The sequence below is a fragment of the Shewanella aegiceratis genome (genome assembly GCF_019457495.1).
In the GTDB taxonomy this organism is placed as follows: domain Bacteria; phylum Pseudomonadota; class Gammaproteobacteria; order Enterobacterales; family Shewanellaceae; genus Shewanella; species Shewanella loihica.
Window position 1 is genome coordinate 3,367,537 of the sequence record NZ_CP080416.1, and the last position, 16,556, is coordinate 3,384,092.

A 16,556-nucleotide genomic window follows, 5' to 3' on the forward strand; every position below is an offset into this window, starting at 1 on the left:
GATCTTATTGCGCTTACACCAACTTAAGCCCTTCCCTCCAGGGTTATCCCTTACCGCAGAGTTATCCCTTAGCGCCCCGCCTTCGAGGCCTGGCGATGCAGATACATCGCCAGGGAAGGAATAAAAAGCGGCTCCCTGACGACAGTGTGCAGTCTTTAAGTCAGGGAAGCCGGGGAAAAACTGTGCTCTAGTAGTTGTAAGACAGGCTCACACCAAAGGTTCGCGGCGCGTTATATTCGCTATAGCCACTGTCCAAACCATCCAGATAGAAGCTGTTGCGATAGGTCTTATCGGTCAGGTTGCGTCCCCAGACAGCCACACTCCAGTTGTCGGCCGGGCTGAAGATCTCCGCCCGCATATTGACCAGGGTGTAACCCTTCTCGCGATAGATGGGTTCGTTAGACACAGACAGCCAGTAGTCATCCTTGAAGGAGGCATCCAACTGGATGAAACCTTCCAGCTCGGCGCTGAGCTGATAGTGATAACGGGCGATCAGGTTGCCGCTGAACTTAGGCGCGTTGTTGAGTTCGTTACCCTGAATATCGATCACTTCACCGAAGATGTTAGTGATACCGACATCGGCAGACTCGAACTTGGTGACCTTGTCGACTTCGGTGTCGAGCAGGCCGATAGCGGCGCGGATCTCGAAGTCCTCGGTCGCCATCCAGCGCAGATCCAATTCGGCGCCCTGCATGATGACGTCACCCAGGTTACGCAGGCCGTTGAAAACGCCGCCGGTTGACTGGTCAACCTCCTGGATAGCCGACTGGAAGTCGCGGTAGTCGTAGTAGAAGGCCGCGCCGTTGATCTGTACGCGATAGTCTTCCAGAGTCGACTTGAAGCCCAGCTCCACCCCGTTGTTGCGCTCCGGCTTGTAGGGACGGATAGCGTTAGGGTTGGTCAGGAAGCCACCGAAGAAGCCGCCGGACTTAAAGCTGCTGCCCACACTGGCATACAAGAGGGTATCCGGGGTGACCTTCCAGTCCAGGTTAACCTTCCACGACGGGTCGCTCTCGTCATAGTGAGACTTGTTGCCTCGCGCCAGATCGTAGCGGCCGGTAACTGGGTCCCAACCGATGAAGTTGGCGCAGTAGGTCGGGCTATCGGGATCTGTGGTGTTAAGGCCATTGGCCGTACAGATCCAGGTGCCGTCGTTGACAAACACGTCGCCAACATAGTCCTTCTTCTCCTGGGTGTAACGCAGGTCCACCGTAGTCGACAAGGTATCGCTGATGGCATAGGTGAGCTGGGCATAGCCTGAGGTCACCTCGGTATCCTGGGTATAGGCCATGGTGCCGCAGCCCGGGAACTGCTTCCAGTCGGCATAGACGTTGGCGGCAAAGGAGCAGTTTCTCAGGTCGTCCAGGTTATCCTCGGCATACACCAGACCCACCATCCAGTTGAAGTCACCACCATAATTGGACAGCAAGCGCAGCTCCTGGCTCCATGAGCTGGTGTCAGAGTCATACTGGGTGACATACATCTCGTTGAGGTCACCACCATTGAGGCGACCATAGTCACGGCTGGCTTGCTCCCAGGCTTCTTGATCCTGACCAGGGCCAAGACCGACCGAACCGACACCGTTGCGATGCTTAAACTGCATCTGGGTGTAATTGGTGATGGAGATCAGCGAGTAGTCGGAGAAATCCCAGTTCATGTTTAGCGACACCGAATGGTAGGTGTCGTCGTTAGGATGCACCCTGGCATCGGCGCCGCTGTATGGGTCGCCATCGGCGCTGGCGCGGTTCATGTTGATACAGCTGGCATCCGGGATACCGGTTTGCAGCACGGCGTCACAATAAGCCGGTGTGCCATCCTGGTTGTAGGGAATATTCATCGATGGCAACCCAGGGAAACCCGCCAGCGGTCCCTCCCAATAGGCGTTGCTGTCCAGCAGGCCTGTGACCTCGGGGATCGACGCCTCTGAAGTGTCACGGCCATAGGTATATCTGAGATCTGCCGCGAAATAGTCGGCTGGCTCATAGTGCAGGGTGAAGCGTGCCTGCTGCTTATCTTTGCCGCCCTGATCGCGACTCAGATAGGTGTTGTAGTAGTAACCGTCGCTGGTCTCTGACTGCACGGCGAGGCGCACAGCGGCGACCTCACCCAGGGGCAGGCTGGCACCGGCGCGGATGTTGAGCGAATTATAGTTACCATAATCCACCGCCACATTGGCTTCCGTGGTCTCCAGCTCTGGTCGCTTGGAAGAGAAAGAGATGGCGCCGCCGGTAGAGTTACGTCCGTACAGACCGCCCTGAGGCCCCTTGAGCACCTCTACCCTATCGGTATCGAACATGGCGAAGGCGCTATAGATGCCATAGGGCTGATAGACGTCGTCGACGACCACGGCCGTATTAGGCGTGTTGTTGGTGTTGTAGTCCTGCAGACCCACACCACGGATCACGAAAATAGGGATGCCGCTATCGTCTGAGACGGCGACCTCCATGTTAGGGATAAATTCCGCCAGAGCCGACGCCTGATAGGCACCGAGATCTTCTAGCTCATCGGCTTTAAACGCGGAGATCGCGATGCCGACATCTTGCATACGTTGTACACGTTTTTGCGCCGTCACCTCGATGACTTCAAACGCGCTCGCCTTCTGCTCTTTCGCTTCTTCTGGCGCCTGCGCTTCCTCTGCAAAAACTTGACCTGAAATAGCCCCAAAAACCGCCATGGCCAAACAACTTAGCTTCATGTTGCTCCGACTTACTGCTGCTCGGGAGCGTAATAAGTGATTGGGTTTAATGTATTTTTCCATCATCCTATCCTTCCTTTATTACGTTTTATATTTATTAGGATGTTGGCGATGTGGAAATCAGCCGCACCTCCTTACCGAGTCCTGCACTAACTGCAATATTTATTGCCATAGCACCTATTCCCCCCGCGGTACATCAGGCCACAAACATAAGCAAAGACTGTAAGAATCGAGTATATGGAGCGCGTTACCAATTTTTAAATTTATTATAATGATTGTGTAACATTCATAATGGTGATGATGAATCATTCATCTGCCCCCATAGCTCCCCTAAAAACCCCTACCCCTTGTAGGGGCTCGTTTTTTAGGCAAAGCTAGCTCTATTACACCTGGGCAAACGTAGTGAAAGAGAGAGGAAAACAGCCCCATAGATGGCCCAAACCACCAAGCTCATCGGAGCTGTTACAAAGAGTTAAAGTCAATTCGCGCCAAACCATTGGAAATAAAAAAGGTCAAATCGAAGAGATAGAAGATACAGGTGTAAGCAGGCTTTTGACCCTCGGCGACAGGACGTCGCCGCGGAGCGTATAGGGACATATTCAAATAACATCCGTGTTTAAATGCCAGTTCGGCATCCATGCCTCTCGTTCGCGAGCGCGAAGCTGCGCTTCACTCACCATGTCAAAAGTGTGCTTGCACATACGTCGTTCCTTCACATCCATGTGATCACGACATTGGTACCTCCATGTACTGCACCCGCCGGGCAGGCGTTAGATTGCCATGAAGGGTAAAGCTTCAAAAATCTAATCAGGTGCAATAACCGTCCAAGCTACGAGCTAAATTAGGTTAATAGGGTTAATAGGGTTAACGCTAAAACCCGAGATCCATCTGCGCCCCATGCTCGGTCTCATCCAGCCCGGCCCCCACAGCCTCGCTCTCGAGCCCGACCGATACACCCAGCAGGCGAATGCCTCTACCCGCGCGGCGCTCCAGCGCCTGTTTAAGCAGGTCGTAAAACAACTTCACCGAGACCTCGTCGCTACGTTGCTCTATGGTGGTCTGTTTAAAGTCGTCGAACTTTAGCTTAACCACCTGCTTGTGAATGCGACGCGACTTGGCGCTGCGACTGATACGCCCGGACAGCTCCTGAATAAGCTGAGGCATCACCGCCTGGCATTGCTCATAGGTGTAGATATCTTTGGCCAGGGTGGTCTCGACGCCGACAGACTTCCGCTCCCTGTGGGGGGAGATGCCGCGGGGGTCTATCCCCTGCGCCCTGTCATAGAGCACGCTACCAAACTTACCGAAGCCCTCCATCAGGCTCTGACGGCTAGAGGCCTGCACGTCGGCGCAGGTAATCAGCCCCATGGTTTCCAGCTTAGCCGCGGTCACCTTGCCGACACCGGGGATCTTAATCAGCGCCAGTGTCTTCACAAACTCGGGGATCATCTGCGGAGTGATCACATACTGACCGTTGGGCTTATTAAGGTCCGAGGCTATCTTGGCCAGAAACTTCACCGGCGCGATGCCAGCAGAGGCGGTGAGCCCGGTCGCCTCGAAGATCTCCCGGCGAATCGCCTCGGCGATCAAGGTGGCCGAGCCCTGATGCTGGGTGCATTCGCTGACATCCAGATAGGCTTCATCAAGCGACAACGGCTCGATCAACTCAGTGTAGCGGGCAAACACCTCACGGATCTGCGCCGACACCTCCTTGTAGACAGACATGCGCCCTGGCACCAAGATGAGATCCGGGCAGAGCTTGAGAGCATAGGCGGAGGCCATAGCCGAGCGCACGCCAAACTTGCGCGCCTCGTAGTTACAGGTGCTGATGACGCCGCGGCGATCGCTGCGGCCGCCGACGGCAATGGGCTTGCCCCTAAGCTCGGGAAAATCACGCATCTCGACCGCCGCGAAGAAGCAATCCATGTCTACATGAATAATCTTTTTCACCTTAATACCTCCACCACCAAGAATACTGTACATTTAAACAGTATTCAATCACTTCGCGATGAACGGCAGCTATGCGTCAGATGACGGGCAGCAAAAAGCCACCCTAAGGTGGCTTTATCTCTGTTTCGTGGCGCCGAATGGCTAATGCATTATATCGGCTCAGTCTATTACATTTTAGACTGGAGGTAGTTCTGCAGACCTATCTTGTCCATGAGGCCCAGCTGCTTCTCTAGCCAGTACATGTGATCAGACTCTGTCTCTTCCAGCAAGACCTCTAACAGTTCACGGGAGACGTAATCCTGCTTTTCCTCGCACAGGGCGATGGCTTCACGCAGGTTGGCCGCTACTTGATACTCATAGTTGAGATCGTTCTGCAGCATCTCCTGGGGATCTTTACCTATGTTCAGCGCCTCGCGACTGGCGACATCTGGCGTGCCCTCGAGGAACAGAATCCGCTGCACCAGCTTCTTGGCGTGTTCGCGCTCGTCGTCAGACTCGTGGGAGATACGCTCGTGCAGCTCGTTAAGCCCCCAGTCTTCGTACATCAAGCCGTGAACAAAGTATTGATCCATCGCCGACAACTCACCGGTAAGCAGCTTGTTGAGGGTGTCGATCACTTCCTGATTGCCTTTCATGCTTCTCTCCCTATTCAGATTCCATCTGCGACTGCAGGTAATTTTGAATGCCCGTCATCTTAATCAGATCTTGCTGCGCCTCGATCCAGTCCAGATACTCCTCCTCATCTTCGAGCAGGTCTTCGAGGATCTCGCGGCTCACATAGTCTCGCTCCGTCTCACACAGGGCGATCACGCTGCGCAGCTCGACCAACTGCTCTTCGAGCATGGTCTTGTCGCATTGCAACATCTCTTCCGGGTTCTCACCTATGCGCAGCTTCTCGAGCTGTTGCAGGTTAGGCAGGCCTTCGAGAAACAGCACCCGCTCGATCAGCTTGTCGGCATGCTTCATATCTTTGATCGACTTCTTGTAGCACTTCTCATTGAGCTCTTCCAGCCCCCAATTTTTGTACATGCGTGCGTGCAAGAAGTACTGGTTGATGGCCGTCAATTCGAAGGTCAGTATCTTGTTTAACTGACGAATGACGTTCGGATGACCCTTCATTTGATCTCCTTAGTAAGATTTGATCTAAATCAATATTTAAGCCTAGAGCAATTTTCACCCAATTACAAATAAACATTAAGTTTCAATCAGTTATCAAAGAAAATCGTTCTCATTCGCGCTTTGATTACCAAGGCGATTAAAGATAATAAATCCAGCGTGTTAACGCCGATAGTAAGCACAAAGCGCTAAGGAGGAGATGAGACTAGGTAAAGGCAAGTCTAAGTGAAGAGTGATGAAAAACAGGGACAACAAAAAAGGCCCCGAATGGGACCTTTAGTAACGACGCCTCAAAGGCATGAACTAGATGATACGATCTTTGGCCAGCTTCTCGCGACGGGCCTCTTCTTCGGCCATCTTCGCTTTACGCTTATCGCATGGGTCGTCACAGTCACAGGCCTTCTCGATACCCAGGGCACCCAGACCACCGCAGCTGCCGGCAACCGCCTTCTGCTTCACCAGGTAGCCGATAGACATAAGAACGAAAAACAGTAGTAATACCACAAAAGCCGCTAAAAAAGTGCTCATCACTGACTCCAGATACACATAAGTGGCTGTTTCGCTTATGTGTCTAACCATTCGCTAACTAGTCGACTAGCTCGTTGACAAGCTAATCAACCGACATGCAAGACTGCATTTAAGAGTGCGCCTAGCCACTATATTGAGCGGGCCGGCGCACCGATGGACGCTATTCTATCACAAACCCACGTAGGGCTTAAAGGCATCGCTATAGTAGACCTTGAAACCTTGCGCTTGCTTCTCGATCAACATGATGGCCAGATGCTCACGTTCGGCCAGCGCCAGCGAGGCCTCTGTGCCCAGCACCATCATGGCGGTGGCGTAACCGTCGGCGATCATGCTCTCCTTGGCTAGTACGGTCACCGAGGCAAGCTTATGGTCGATCGGGTAGCCGTTGCGCGGGTCGATAATATGAGTGAAGCGTTGCCCCTCCTCCTCATAGTAGTTGCGATAGTCGCCCGAAGTCGCCATGGCGATATTGCCAGGCTCCAGCAGCTGCTGCACCACGCGCTCATCCTCATCGGGCTGCTCTATGGCGATCACCCAAGGGCTGTCGTCGGCCTTGACACCGAAGAGGCTGATCTCGCCGCCTATCTCCACCAGATAACCTTTGGGCTGATACTTGCTCAGCAGCTTGGCCACCTTATCGACCCCAAAGCCTTTGGCGATGGAAGAAAGGTCGACATACAGAGCAGGATTGGTCTTGCTCAGCTTAAGGCCATCGACCTTAAGATACTCGATACCCGTCTTGGCCTTGGTCTCGGCAATCAGCTCGGCGCTTGGCACGCGAGTCGGACGCTTGTCGGGACCGAAGCCCCAGAGGTTTACCAGCGGGCCCAGGGTGATGTCCAGCGCACCATCTGTCTTGCGATAGAGGTCGATACCGGTCTGCACTACCTTGGCCGTGTCTGGCGATACCGTCAGGCTAGATTCGAGCGTCATCTGATTGAAGCGCGACAGCTCTGAGTCTTTGCGATAGGTGGACATCTGATCGTTCACCTGCTCCAGCGCCAGGTCGATCTCCGCCTGCAGCAGCTGCTCGTCGGGCATCTGCTTGTCGCCGACAAATTTGATGTGGTAGGTGGTGCCCATGGTCTGCCCAGACATGGAGATCATCTTGACAGGTTGGCTACAGGCCGAAATAAAAAAGGCTAGTCCCGCCAGGACTAACCCCTTGATAAAGGTCTTATACATATTGACCATTGTCCTTAATGATAACCCGGTAACACACTCCCTAAGGGCCTTTGGCGCCTTAGGGAGCACGATAATCACGGCAATAATATCACAAGAATGATTGCTTAGCCGCCGAAGTCATCCAGCAGGATGTTTTCATCTTCAACGCCAAGATCTTTAAGCATACCGATAACGGCCGCGTTCATCATTGGAGGTCCACACATGTAGAACTCACAATCTTCTGGCGCGTCGTGGTCACGTAGGTAGTTTTCATACAATACGTTGTGGATGAAGCCTGTGTAACCATCCCAGTTATCTTCGGGTTGTGGATCAGACAATGCCACGTGCCATACGAAGTTATCGTTCTCAGCCGCCAGGCCGTCGAAATCTTCAACGTAGAACATCTCACGCTTAGAACGCGCACCGTACCAGAAGCTCATCTTACGCTTAGACTTAAGACGCTTGAGCTGGTCGAAGATGTGTGAACGCATAGGCGCCATACCTGCACCACCACCGATGAATACCATCTCGGCATCGGTGTCTTTCGCGAAGAACTCACCGAATGGACCAGAGATAGTCACCTTGTCGCCCGCCTTCAGGCTCCAGATGTATGAAGACATCTTACCGCAAGGCAGTGACAGATTACGTGGAGGCGGTGTCGCGATACGTACGTTCAGCATGATGATACCTTCCTCTTCAGGATAGTTCGCCATTGAGTACGCACGGATTGTCTCTTCGTCAACCTTAGACTCCAGCTTGAAGAAGCCAAAGTGCTCCCAGTCACCACGATATTCTTCTGGTACGTCGAAATCGGCGTACTTAACATGGTGCGCAGGCGCTTCGATCTGGATGTAACCACCGGCACGGAAAGGCACAGACTCGCCATCAGGGATAGCCAGCTTAAGCTCTTTAATGAAGGTTGCCTTGTTATCGTTAGAGATAACGCTGCATTCCCACTTCTTGATACCGAAGATCTCTTCTTCCAGTTCGATCTCCATATCTGACTTAACGTTCACCTGACAAGACAGACGACAACCGTTACGGGCATCGCCCTTAGAGATATGGTCGAGCTCTGTTGGCAGAATGTCACCGCCGCCAGACTTAACGATCACCTTACACTGGCCACAAGAACCACCGCCACCACAGGCTGACGATACGAAGATACCGTTACTAGCCAGAGCGCCCAGTAGTTTACCGCCCGCAGGTGTTTTAATTGCTTTATCCGCATCATGGTTGATGCCGATAGTAATATCGCCACTCGGAACCAGTTTTGATTTGGCGAACAGAATCACCAACACCAAGACCAGTACGATGGCTGTAAACATACTCACACCGAGGTATACATCGATTGGAGTAGATTCAATAATACCCATTAACTTATCCTTAAAGGTTCAAAATCAGAAGCCGTTAAGGTGTCTCTATTACAGAGACACACCTGAGAACGACATGAAACCTAGCGCCATCAAACCCGCAGTCACGAAGGTAATACCTAGACCACGCAGACCATTAGGGACATCAGCATATTTTAACTTCTCACGGATACCGGCCAGCAGCACAATCGCAAGTGCCCAACCGATACCTGAACCTATGCCGAACACTAAACTTTCACCCAGGTTGTAGTCACGCTCAACCATGAAAGAAACCGCACCGAAAATCGCACAGTTTACTGTGATCAGTGGTAGGAAGATCCCCAGCGCGTTGTATAGCGGTGGGAAATACTTATCCAATGCCATCTCAAGGATTTGAACCAGCGCCGCGATCACACCGATGAAGGTGATGAACTTAAGGAAGCTCAGGTCCGCATCGGGTACGCCAGCCCAGGCCAAGGCGCCCGGTGCCAAAATACCCTGATAGATGATTTGGTTAACAGGTACTGAAATTGCCAATACCACGATTACGGCAACACCTAAGCCCATGGCCGTGGTGACTTTCTTAGACACAGCCAAGAAGGTACACATACCAAGGAAGAAGGATAACGCCATGTTTTCAATGAAAACAGAACGGATTAATAGACTAATATAATGTTCCATTACGCTTATCCTTTTGCTTCAACTTGCTCTGGCTTGATGGTACGGATAATCCAGATCAACGATGCAATCAGGAAGAACGCACTTGGTGGCAGCAGAAGCAGACCGTTTGGCTGATACCAGCCGCCCTCAGAGATCTTGCTTAGGATCTCGACACCAAATAGCGAACCGTTACCAAACAATTCACGCACGAAGCCAACTGACAACAAGATGGCACCATAACCCAGACCGTTACCGATACCATCCATGAAGCTCATCATAGGCGGCGTCTTCATCGCGTAAGCTTCGGCGCGGCCCATTACGATACAGTTGGTGATAATCAGACCCACGAATACCGACAGCTGCTTAGCCACGTCATAGGCATAAGCTTGCAGTACCTGGTCAACCACGATCACCAGTGAAGCGATAATGGTCATCTGAACGATAATACGCACACTGCTTGGAATGTGGTTACGTATCATAGAGATGAACAAGTTAGACAAGGCCGTTACGGCAGTCAGAGCTATGGTCATTACCAAGGCAGTTTCCATCTTACTGGTTACCGCCAGGGCACTACATACACCCAAGATCTGCAACGCAATCGGGTTGTTACTAATGATAGGTCCAGTCAGAACCTGTTTAAGTTCTTTTGCGTCAGCCATTAGCTCAGTCCTCCGTTGCGCGCCTTCTCAAGAAAACGTGCAAAACCTTCTTTACCCAACCAGAAATCCAGTGAGTGCTGTACACCATTACTGGTCAGTGTTGCACCCGATAGTGCGTCAACACCGTGAACGCTCTCTGCAACGGCAGGGTTCTTAGTCACTTTGATAGCCAGGTTGCCTTGGTCATCATAAAGCTTCTTACCTTTCCACTTGGCGATCCACTTAGGGTTCTGAACTTCACCACCTAGGCCCGGAGTTTCACCCGAACCGGTAAAGTCGTAGTACACCAAGCTGCGAACTGTGTTCAGATCAGACTCAACGGCCAGGAAGGCGTACATGGTTGACCATAGGCCGTAACCTTTAACCGGAATGATCACTGTCTGTAGTGTGCCAGCGTCATCACGTACCAGGTAAACCACGCCCTTGTTCGCCACACGCTTAACTGAAGCGATGTCGTGCTCAGGCTTGAAAGAGGTCTCTAGGGTGCGAGCCGCTTTCTCTGTGTCGAATGTGTCGGCGTTGCCTTCAACCCAGTCACCAGACTTAAGGTCAACCAGCTTAGCTTCAACATACTTGTCGTAAGTCTCAAGGATCTTAGCCTTGCTGACTTCACCAGACTTAGTGTCTACCAGGCCAGCGGCTTCAAGAATGTACTTTTGCTTATCAAGCAATTTGTTTTCTTGTTGAGTTGGCTTAAGCAGTACGGCCGCAGTAGAAACGAATACCGAACAGATAAAACATAATCCAACAACAACAAACAGCGTTCTACCGAACGAATCTTTATTACTAGCCACGAGCAATCCTCCGCTTGATATTCGCTTGAACCACGAAGTGGTCGAATAGCGGCGCAAATAGGTTGGCAAACAGGATGGCCAACATCATACCTTCTGGGAAAGCAGGGTTAATGACACGGATGAATACGGCCATAGCACCAATCAAAATACCGTACGCCCACTTCGCTTGGTTGGTGAAAGACGCAGAAACTGGGTCAGTCGCCATGAACATCATACCGAAGGCAAAGCCACCCAGTACCATGTGCCAGTACCAAGGCATCGCAAACATAGGGTTAGTGTCGCTACCGATAGCGTTAAGCAGCAGAGAGACGGCAATCATACCGACCATCACACCACCAACGATGCGCCATGACGCGATACGGGTATAGATGATGACCAGACCACCTAACAGAATCGCCAGCGTAGACACTTCACCAACAGAACCTGGGATGAAACCAAGGAAGGCGTCCCACCAAGCTTGGTTAAAGCCATATTCCAGTGTGCCCTGTGCCGCTTGGCTCAGCGCCGTCGCACCAGAGAAACCGTCAGCAACCACCCAAGTGGTGTCGCCTGACATGTTTAGCGGGTAAGCGAAGAACAGGAAGGCACGGCCAGCCAGTGCTGGGTTAAGGAAGTTACGTCCGGTACCACCGAAGATCTCTTTCGCCACGACCACACCGAAGGTGATACCCAGCGCCACCATCCATAGCGGAATGGTTGCCGGCAGTGTCAGGGCAAACAGGATAGAGGTAACGAAGAAGCCTTCGTTAACTTCGTGGCCACGTACCGTAGCAAACAGCACTTCCCAGATACCACCCACGGCGAAGGTCACCGCGTAGATAGGCAGGAACCAACAGGCGCCATACCACATCAGGGCAGCAACACCAGAGTCAGCCGTCAGCTCAGTACCGAACAGGCCAAACAATGCAGTTTGCCAGGTATCCGGCGTCGCAAAGCCAGCGAGCAAGGCATCTTGTGCCTGAAGACCCACGTTGTACATACCCACGAACATCGCAGGGAATGCACAGGCCCAAACCGTAATCATCATACGCTTCAGGTCTAAGTTATCACGCACATGGGTACGACCCTTGTTTACGTGACCTGGGGTATAAAATACCGTGTATGCCGCTTCGAACAGCGCATACCATTTCTCGTATTTCCCGCCCTTCTCAAACTGGGGTTCAATACTTTTGAAAAACTGTTTCAAGCCCATTAGCCTTCCCTCACAATCGTATCTAGGCAGTCGCGTAGGTACGACGCGTAGTCATACTTACCAGGACATACGAAAGTACATAGTGCCAAATCTTCTTCGTCTAACTCTAACGCGCCTAAGGCAGCTGCGCCGTCGGTATCGCCTGACACCAGGTCACGCAATAGCATGGTAGGAAGAATGTCGAGAGGCATAACACGCTCATAATTGCCGATAGGCACCATGGCACGGTCAGAGCCCCCTGTGCTGGTCGTCATGTTAAACAGACGAGACGGTGACAGGTGACCCAGGAAAGCGCGCGTGATAGAGAACTTGTTGGCACCAGGCATAGCCCAGCCGATAAATTCTTGTTCGCGGCCTTCTTCAAGCAGAGAAACCTGGTTAAAGAAACGTCCCAAGTAGGCGTGTGGGCCAGTTGCCGTCTTACCAGAAAGCACAGAACCTGCGATAACGCGTACATCGCCTTGGGCTGTTTCACCGGCAGTTAGCTCAGCAATAGAGGCGCCACTGTGAGTGCGTACGAGTCTAGGCTTAAGGGCCTTAGGACCCGCAATCGCTACCACGCGCTGAGTGTTTAGCTCACCAGTAGTAAATAGTTGACCGATTGCGATCACATCTTGATAGCCAACATGCCAAACGGTGCGTTTAGCCGATGCAGGCAGAACAAAATGGATATGAGTACCAGCAAGACCCGCAGGGTGCGGACCGGCAAACTCTTCGACTTGTGCGTTGGCCGCAGGAATATCGGCTCCTGGCGCCTTACACAGATACACCTTACCTTCAGTCAATCGTGCAAGGACTCTTAAGCCATTGGCAAAGTCTTCCTTGTGCTCGTTAATGATAACGGCAGGATCGGCAGCAAGCGGTTGGGTATCGATAGCGGTCACAAAAATACCGGCAGGCGTTGAGTCAACTGCGGGTGCTTTGCTGAAAGGACGCGTGCGCAATGCAGGCCACATACCTGATTCGATCAGGTTGTCGCGTACGAGTTGCGGCTCTAGGGTGTCTAACGCTGCGGCATCGTATTTAGCGAAAGAAACGCTGTCGTCTCCCTCTACTTCGATGACGACAGACTGAAGAACACGCTGGGCGCCCCGGTTAATTTCTGAGATGGTGCCACTGGCTAAAGCAGTATATTTAACGCCAGGATTCTTTTTGTCTTCAAAAATCACCTGACCTTTCTGCACTTTATCACCCACTTTGATCTTCATCGTGGGGCGCAGGCCAATATACTCTTCACCCAAAGTAGCTACGTGTTTAATGGCTGGGCCATTATGGATAACTTGCTCTGGTCCGCCTGTTATAGGCAGGTCCAATCCTTTCTTTATTGTAATCATATCCACAAGCACTACGTTTATGAAGGAAAGATAATGCGTCGCGTTCCTGCTAAATGAGATAGATTTCAAACATCAGCTATCGCATTGAGCTAGCGCAGATTTATTACAGAAATGCGATCGCAATCACGCTGGTCGGGCGCATTTTACCGTAAATAATTGCTTATCGCCATGAAAAATACGGGTGTTTTAAAAGGGATGCGGGGATTTTTACAGTGAGGAGTAGATCACAGTTCGAGAGATTTTTATGATTTAGGTAAACGGAAATTAATTTAGCCCCCTGTCCTAGCAGGGTTATATGGATTTGCGAAGCAAAATCGCCCCCTAAAACGCGCTTTTTTTCACCTCTTTTTAACGCATAAAAAATCGGCGAAAAGCCGGACTGTTCGACTAAAGTTTAACCACACCATAAGCCAAACTCAGGCAGAAGTCGGCGTCTATTTGAGCATCACGAGCCAGATGCACACTGCCACCAAGCACTAAAAAGAAGATACAGATAGCCAAAAAGCAGCCTAAGCTGCTTTTTATGACATTTTACCACTCAGATTAGCACTCTGATGACGCTAAATTCCGAGGCGAAGTTACAGACCCTTTAGGATCTCATCGCTAAGTTTAAGGTCGTCATTGCGATTCACATTCACCCCGGCGGCGATGATGTTCTTTGCGATCTCCTTGGCCTGCTCCAAAGAGTGCATCTCATAGGTGCCACACTGGTATTCGTTCAGCTCAGGGATCTCAGACTGCTGCTTGACCTTGAGCACATCTTCCATGGCGGCCAACCAACACTCGGCCACTTCGGCCTCTTTCGGCGTGCCGATGAGGCTCATGTAGAAACCGGTACGACAACCCATGGGCGAGATATCGATGATCTCGACGCGATCGCTGTTGAGATGGTCACGCATAAAGCCGGCAAAGAGATGCTCCAGGGTGTGAATGCCGCGCTCGCTCAGGATCTCCTTGTTGGGCACGCAAAAACGCAGATCGAAGACGGTAATGGTATCGCCCTTTGGGGTGGTCATCGTCTTGGCGACGCGCACGGCAGGGGCGTTCATGCGGGTATGATCTACGGTGAAGCTATCGAGTAACGGCATTATTATTCTCCCAAAATGGTGATGCTCAAACTATCTACTTGCCAACATACTGAGCACCAGTATGGCGTGCGGCGACAGGGTGTTCCCTCGCGCCGCGATAGACCTACACAATATGCGGTAGGTGCCGGGGAAAGTAAAGTGAACTTAGCTCAAGGCCTAGAAACCAAAAAACCACAGCGGCGGTTACCTGCTGTGGTCTTTGTATGGCGCAATCATATGGGTCATTAGGGCCGGTTGCTAGGGTTGAGCCCTTACACCTTTAGCCCTTACATTTTGGCGAGTTAGGCACCTGCACCTCTTGGTCCCACTCTTCGGGGGTAAAGGTGTGCATAGACAGGGCATGGAGCCCGGCGTCGAACTGCGCCTTGAGCGCCTCGTTGACTGCTCGGTGGCGGCCGATGAGACGCTGGCCCTCGAACGCGGCGCTGGCGACGATCACCTTAAAATGGGTCTCGGAATTTGGCGGCACATGGTGGTTGTCGCTCTCGTTGATCACCTCAAGATGCACAGGGGCTAAGACTTGGGTGAGCGTATCGATTATCTGCTGTTTTACTGACATGGCTATCGTCTCTATCGAATAGAAAACTTAAGTGGCCGCAGAGTACTGTGAGTGGCAACAAAGATCAACTCTCCATCACCCAGACTCCGCAGGCGATCACTTAACCCACAGCCCTTGCCTCTGGCTTAAGTCAGGCTGACTCTGGCATCTTGGGAAACATTTTCCAACAGCTCGATAATGCTGTCGCCGCTGATCTCATCGGGCACGGATACGGCCAACTTGGCGGAGAATACCGTCTGTCCCAGGGTAGAGACATGGACCCGGTTGCACTCCATCTGCTCCACCTCGAGATCCAGATTGGAGAGGATATCGACTATCTCCCGCGTCAGCCCGGGCCTGTCTGAGCAGTCCACATTAAACCTCAGGCTGCGGGTGTGTTCGCTCAACACCTCGGCCATGTCGCTGAAGCTAAAGACAAGTTCGGGGAACTGCTGCACAAAATCGGCTTGCAGTGCGGCGACTTTATCCCCGGCGATCGCCACCTTCATCAAGGCGGCAAACCAGGCATCCATCTTGATCACCTTGCTGCTTAACCACTCGCCACCCGCCTCTCGGGTCAGGTTAGCCATCGCCTTCACCACCCCAGGGGTGACAATACCCGTTACCGTGGTCACGAACATCTTATTCATAAGCAACTCCTTCTGGTGGTTATAGGGTCACACAGACATTGTGCGACACACCTGCTCACGATGAGAATAAAACTTTCATCCCTGCAAAGGTGAGAGCTAGCTTACACTTCCCGCCTCGGCGCGATCACTTTACCCCTGATGAAAGTGTGGAATTAAATGCCGATAGGTCAAGTTTAGCCTAGGCTTGGTTACCTTGGCTCGTTTCGGTAGCGCATGTTGCCAGCTCGACTGCATGGGCCAGTGCATGATCAGCAGATCGCCGCTATTGAGCATCAGCTCGACCTTGGTGTTACTCTGAGTATGGCGCAAAAAGAAGGAGCGACTGGCCCCAAGTGTCACTGAGGCGATATCCGAACCCGGCACGATCTCGGCCTCATCGTCGCTGTGCCAGCCCATGGTATCGCTACCGTCACGATAATGGTTGACCAGCACGCCATTGCTTACCAGGCCAAAGTCGCGCTGCAGTTTCTGCCGCAGGCGCAGGGCATACTTGGGCCAAGGCTCAGCGCGAATGAAGAGGCCTGAATAGAGATAATCGCAGCCGTCGTCGCCAAACCATACCTGACGCCTGGGGATGGGATGGGTGCGGCCAAATAGAGTAATCTCTGGTCGGCTGAAGGGATAGTGCTCGGCCTCATCAAGCAAGGCGTTTTGCCGGGCCTGATTGAGATACCCCGGGATCAGGGTAATAGGCGGCCTGGGAGTCGGTTGCTTCTCAGCCCCTTCATCTTTGGCCTCGTCGCCAATATCTTCAAACCCAAACCCTTGCTGTTGCATCTGTCGCTTCCTACTGCCCTAGTCACCTAACTCACACATCGCCAGGCATATACCTCGCGGAG

General features: G+C 52.2%; 16 protein-coding genes. All 16 read right to left on the reverse strand.

Annotated features, from left to right (window positions below; all coding sequences use genetic code 11):
- Positions 1-187: 187 nt before the first annotated feature.
- The gene (locus K0H80_RS14650) at positions 188-2,695 is read right to left on the reverse strand and encodes a TonB-dependent receptor (RefSeq protein ID WP_220072055.1); all 2,508 of its coding nucleotides are present in this window, start codon (positions 2,693-2,695) and stop codon (positions 188-190) included.
- Positions 2,696-3,565: 870 nt separating this feature from the next.
- A complete protein-coding gene (dinB, locus tag K0H80_RS14655; RefSeq protein WP_220072056.1) occupies positions 3,566-4,645 on the reverse strand; it encodes a DNA polymerase IV in 1,080 nt (359 codons plus the stop codon).
- A gap of 167 nt (positions 4,646-4,812) precedes the next feature.
- Complete coding sequence (bfr, locus tag K0H80_RS14660) at positions 4,813-5,280, reverse strand: bacterioferritin (RefSeq protein ID WP_220072057.1); 468 nt, start codon at positions 5,278-5,280, stop codon at positions 4,813-4,815.
- A gap of 10 nt (positions 5,281-5,290) precedes the next feature.
- Positions 5,291-5,764, reverse strand: coding sequence for a bacterioferritin (gene bfr, locus K0H80_RS14665; protein WP_011866670.1), 474 nt, complete (start codon positions 5,762-5,764; stop codon positions 5,291-5,293).
- 300 nt (positions 5,765-6,064) lie between these two features.
- Complete coding sequence (nqrM, locus tag K0H80_RS14670; protein WP_011866671.1) at positions 6,065-6,289, reverse strand: (Na+)-NQR maturation NqrM; 225 nt, start codon at positions 6,287-6,289, stop codon at positions 6,065-6,067.
- A gap of 168 nt (positions 6,290-6,457) precedes the next feature.
- The gene (locus K0H80_RS14675; protein ID WP_220072058.1) at positions 6,458-7,474 is read right to left on the reverse strand and encodes an FAD:protein FMN transferase; all 1,017 of its coding nucleotides are present in this window, start codon (positions 7,472-7,474) and stop codon (positions 6,458-6,460) included.
- 104 nt (positions 7,475-7,578) lie between these two features.
- A complete protein-coding gene (gene nqrF, locus K0H80_RS14680) occupies positions 7,579-8,826 on the reverse strand; it encodes an NADH:ubiquinone reductase (Na(+)-transporting) subunit F (RefSeq protein WP_220072059.1) in 1,248 nt (415 codons plus the stop codon).
- Positions 8,827-8,874: 48 nt separating this feature from the next.
- Positions 8,875-9,483 carry an NADH:ubiquinone reductase (Na(+)-transporting) subunit E gene (nqrE, locus tag K0H80_RS14685; protein WP_011866674.1) on the reverse strand — a complete coding sequence of 203 codons (609 nt, stop codon included), beginning with the start codon at positions 9,481-9,483 and terminating at the stop codon, positions 8,875-8,877.
- A gap of 5 nt (positions 9,484-9,488) precedes the next feature.
- Positions 9,489-10,121 (reverse strand): NADH:ubiquinone reductase (Na(+)-transporting) subunit D, encoded by a 633-nt coding sequence (locus K0H80_RS14690; protein WP_011866675.1) that lies wholly within the window; start codon positions 10,119-10,121, stop codon positions 9,489-9,491.
- Positions 10,121-10,915, reverse strand: coding sequence for a Na(+)-translocating NADH-quinone reductase subunit C (locus K0H80_RS14695; protein WP_011866676.1), 795 nt, complete (start codon positions 10,913-10,915; stop codon positions 10,121-10,123). The genes K0H80_RS14690 and K0H80_RS14695 overlap by 1 nt, the downstream gene beginning before the upstream one ends.
- Entirely contained in the window at positions 10,908-12,107 is a 1,200-nt protein-coding gene (locus tag K0H80_RS14700) for an NADH:ubiquinone reductase (Na(+)-transporting) subunit B (RefSeq protein ID WP_011866677.1), read from the reverse strand. The genes K0H80_RS14695 and K0H80_RS14700 overlap by 8 nt, the downstream gene beginning before the upstream one ends.
- Positions 12,107-13,441, reverse strand: coding sequence for a Na(+)-translocating NADH-quinone reductase subunit A (locus K0H80_RS14705; RefSeq protein WP_011866678.1), 1,335 nt, complete (start codon positions 13,439-13,441; stop codon positions 12,107-12,109). Before K0H80_RS14705 ends, K0H80_RS14700 begins: the two co-directional genes overlap by 1 nt.
- Before the next feature lie 578 nt (positions 13,442-14,019).
- Positions 14,020-14,529, reverse strand: a complete 510-nt coding sequence (luxS, locus tag K0H80_RS14710; protein ID WP_011866679.1) for an S-ribosylhomocysteine lyase — start codon at positions 14,527-14,529, stop codon at positions 14,020-14,022.
- 259 nt (positions 14,530-14,788) lie between these two features.
- A complete protein-coding gene (locus K0H80_RS14715; RefSeq protein ID WP_011866680.1) occupies positions 14,789-15,088 on the reverse strand; it encodes a BolA family protein in 300 nt (99 codons plus the stop codon).
- Between the two features lie 125 nt (positions 15,089-15,213).
- Positions 15,214-15,717, reverse strand: coding sequence for an ACT domain-containing protein (locus tag K0H80_RS14720; RefSeq protein WP_220072060.1), 504 nt, complete (start codon positions 15,715-15,717; stop codon positions 15,214-15,216).
- Between the two features lie 129 nt (positions 15,718-15,846).
- Positions 15,847-16,494, reverse strand: a complete 648-nt coding sequence (locus tag K0H80_RS14725; protein WP_220072061.1) for an alpha-ketoglutarate-dependent dioxygenase AlkB family protein — start codon at positions 16,492-16,494, stop codon at positions 15,847-15,849.
- Positions 16,495-16,556: the final 62 nt, after the last annotated feature.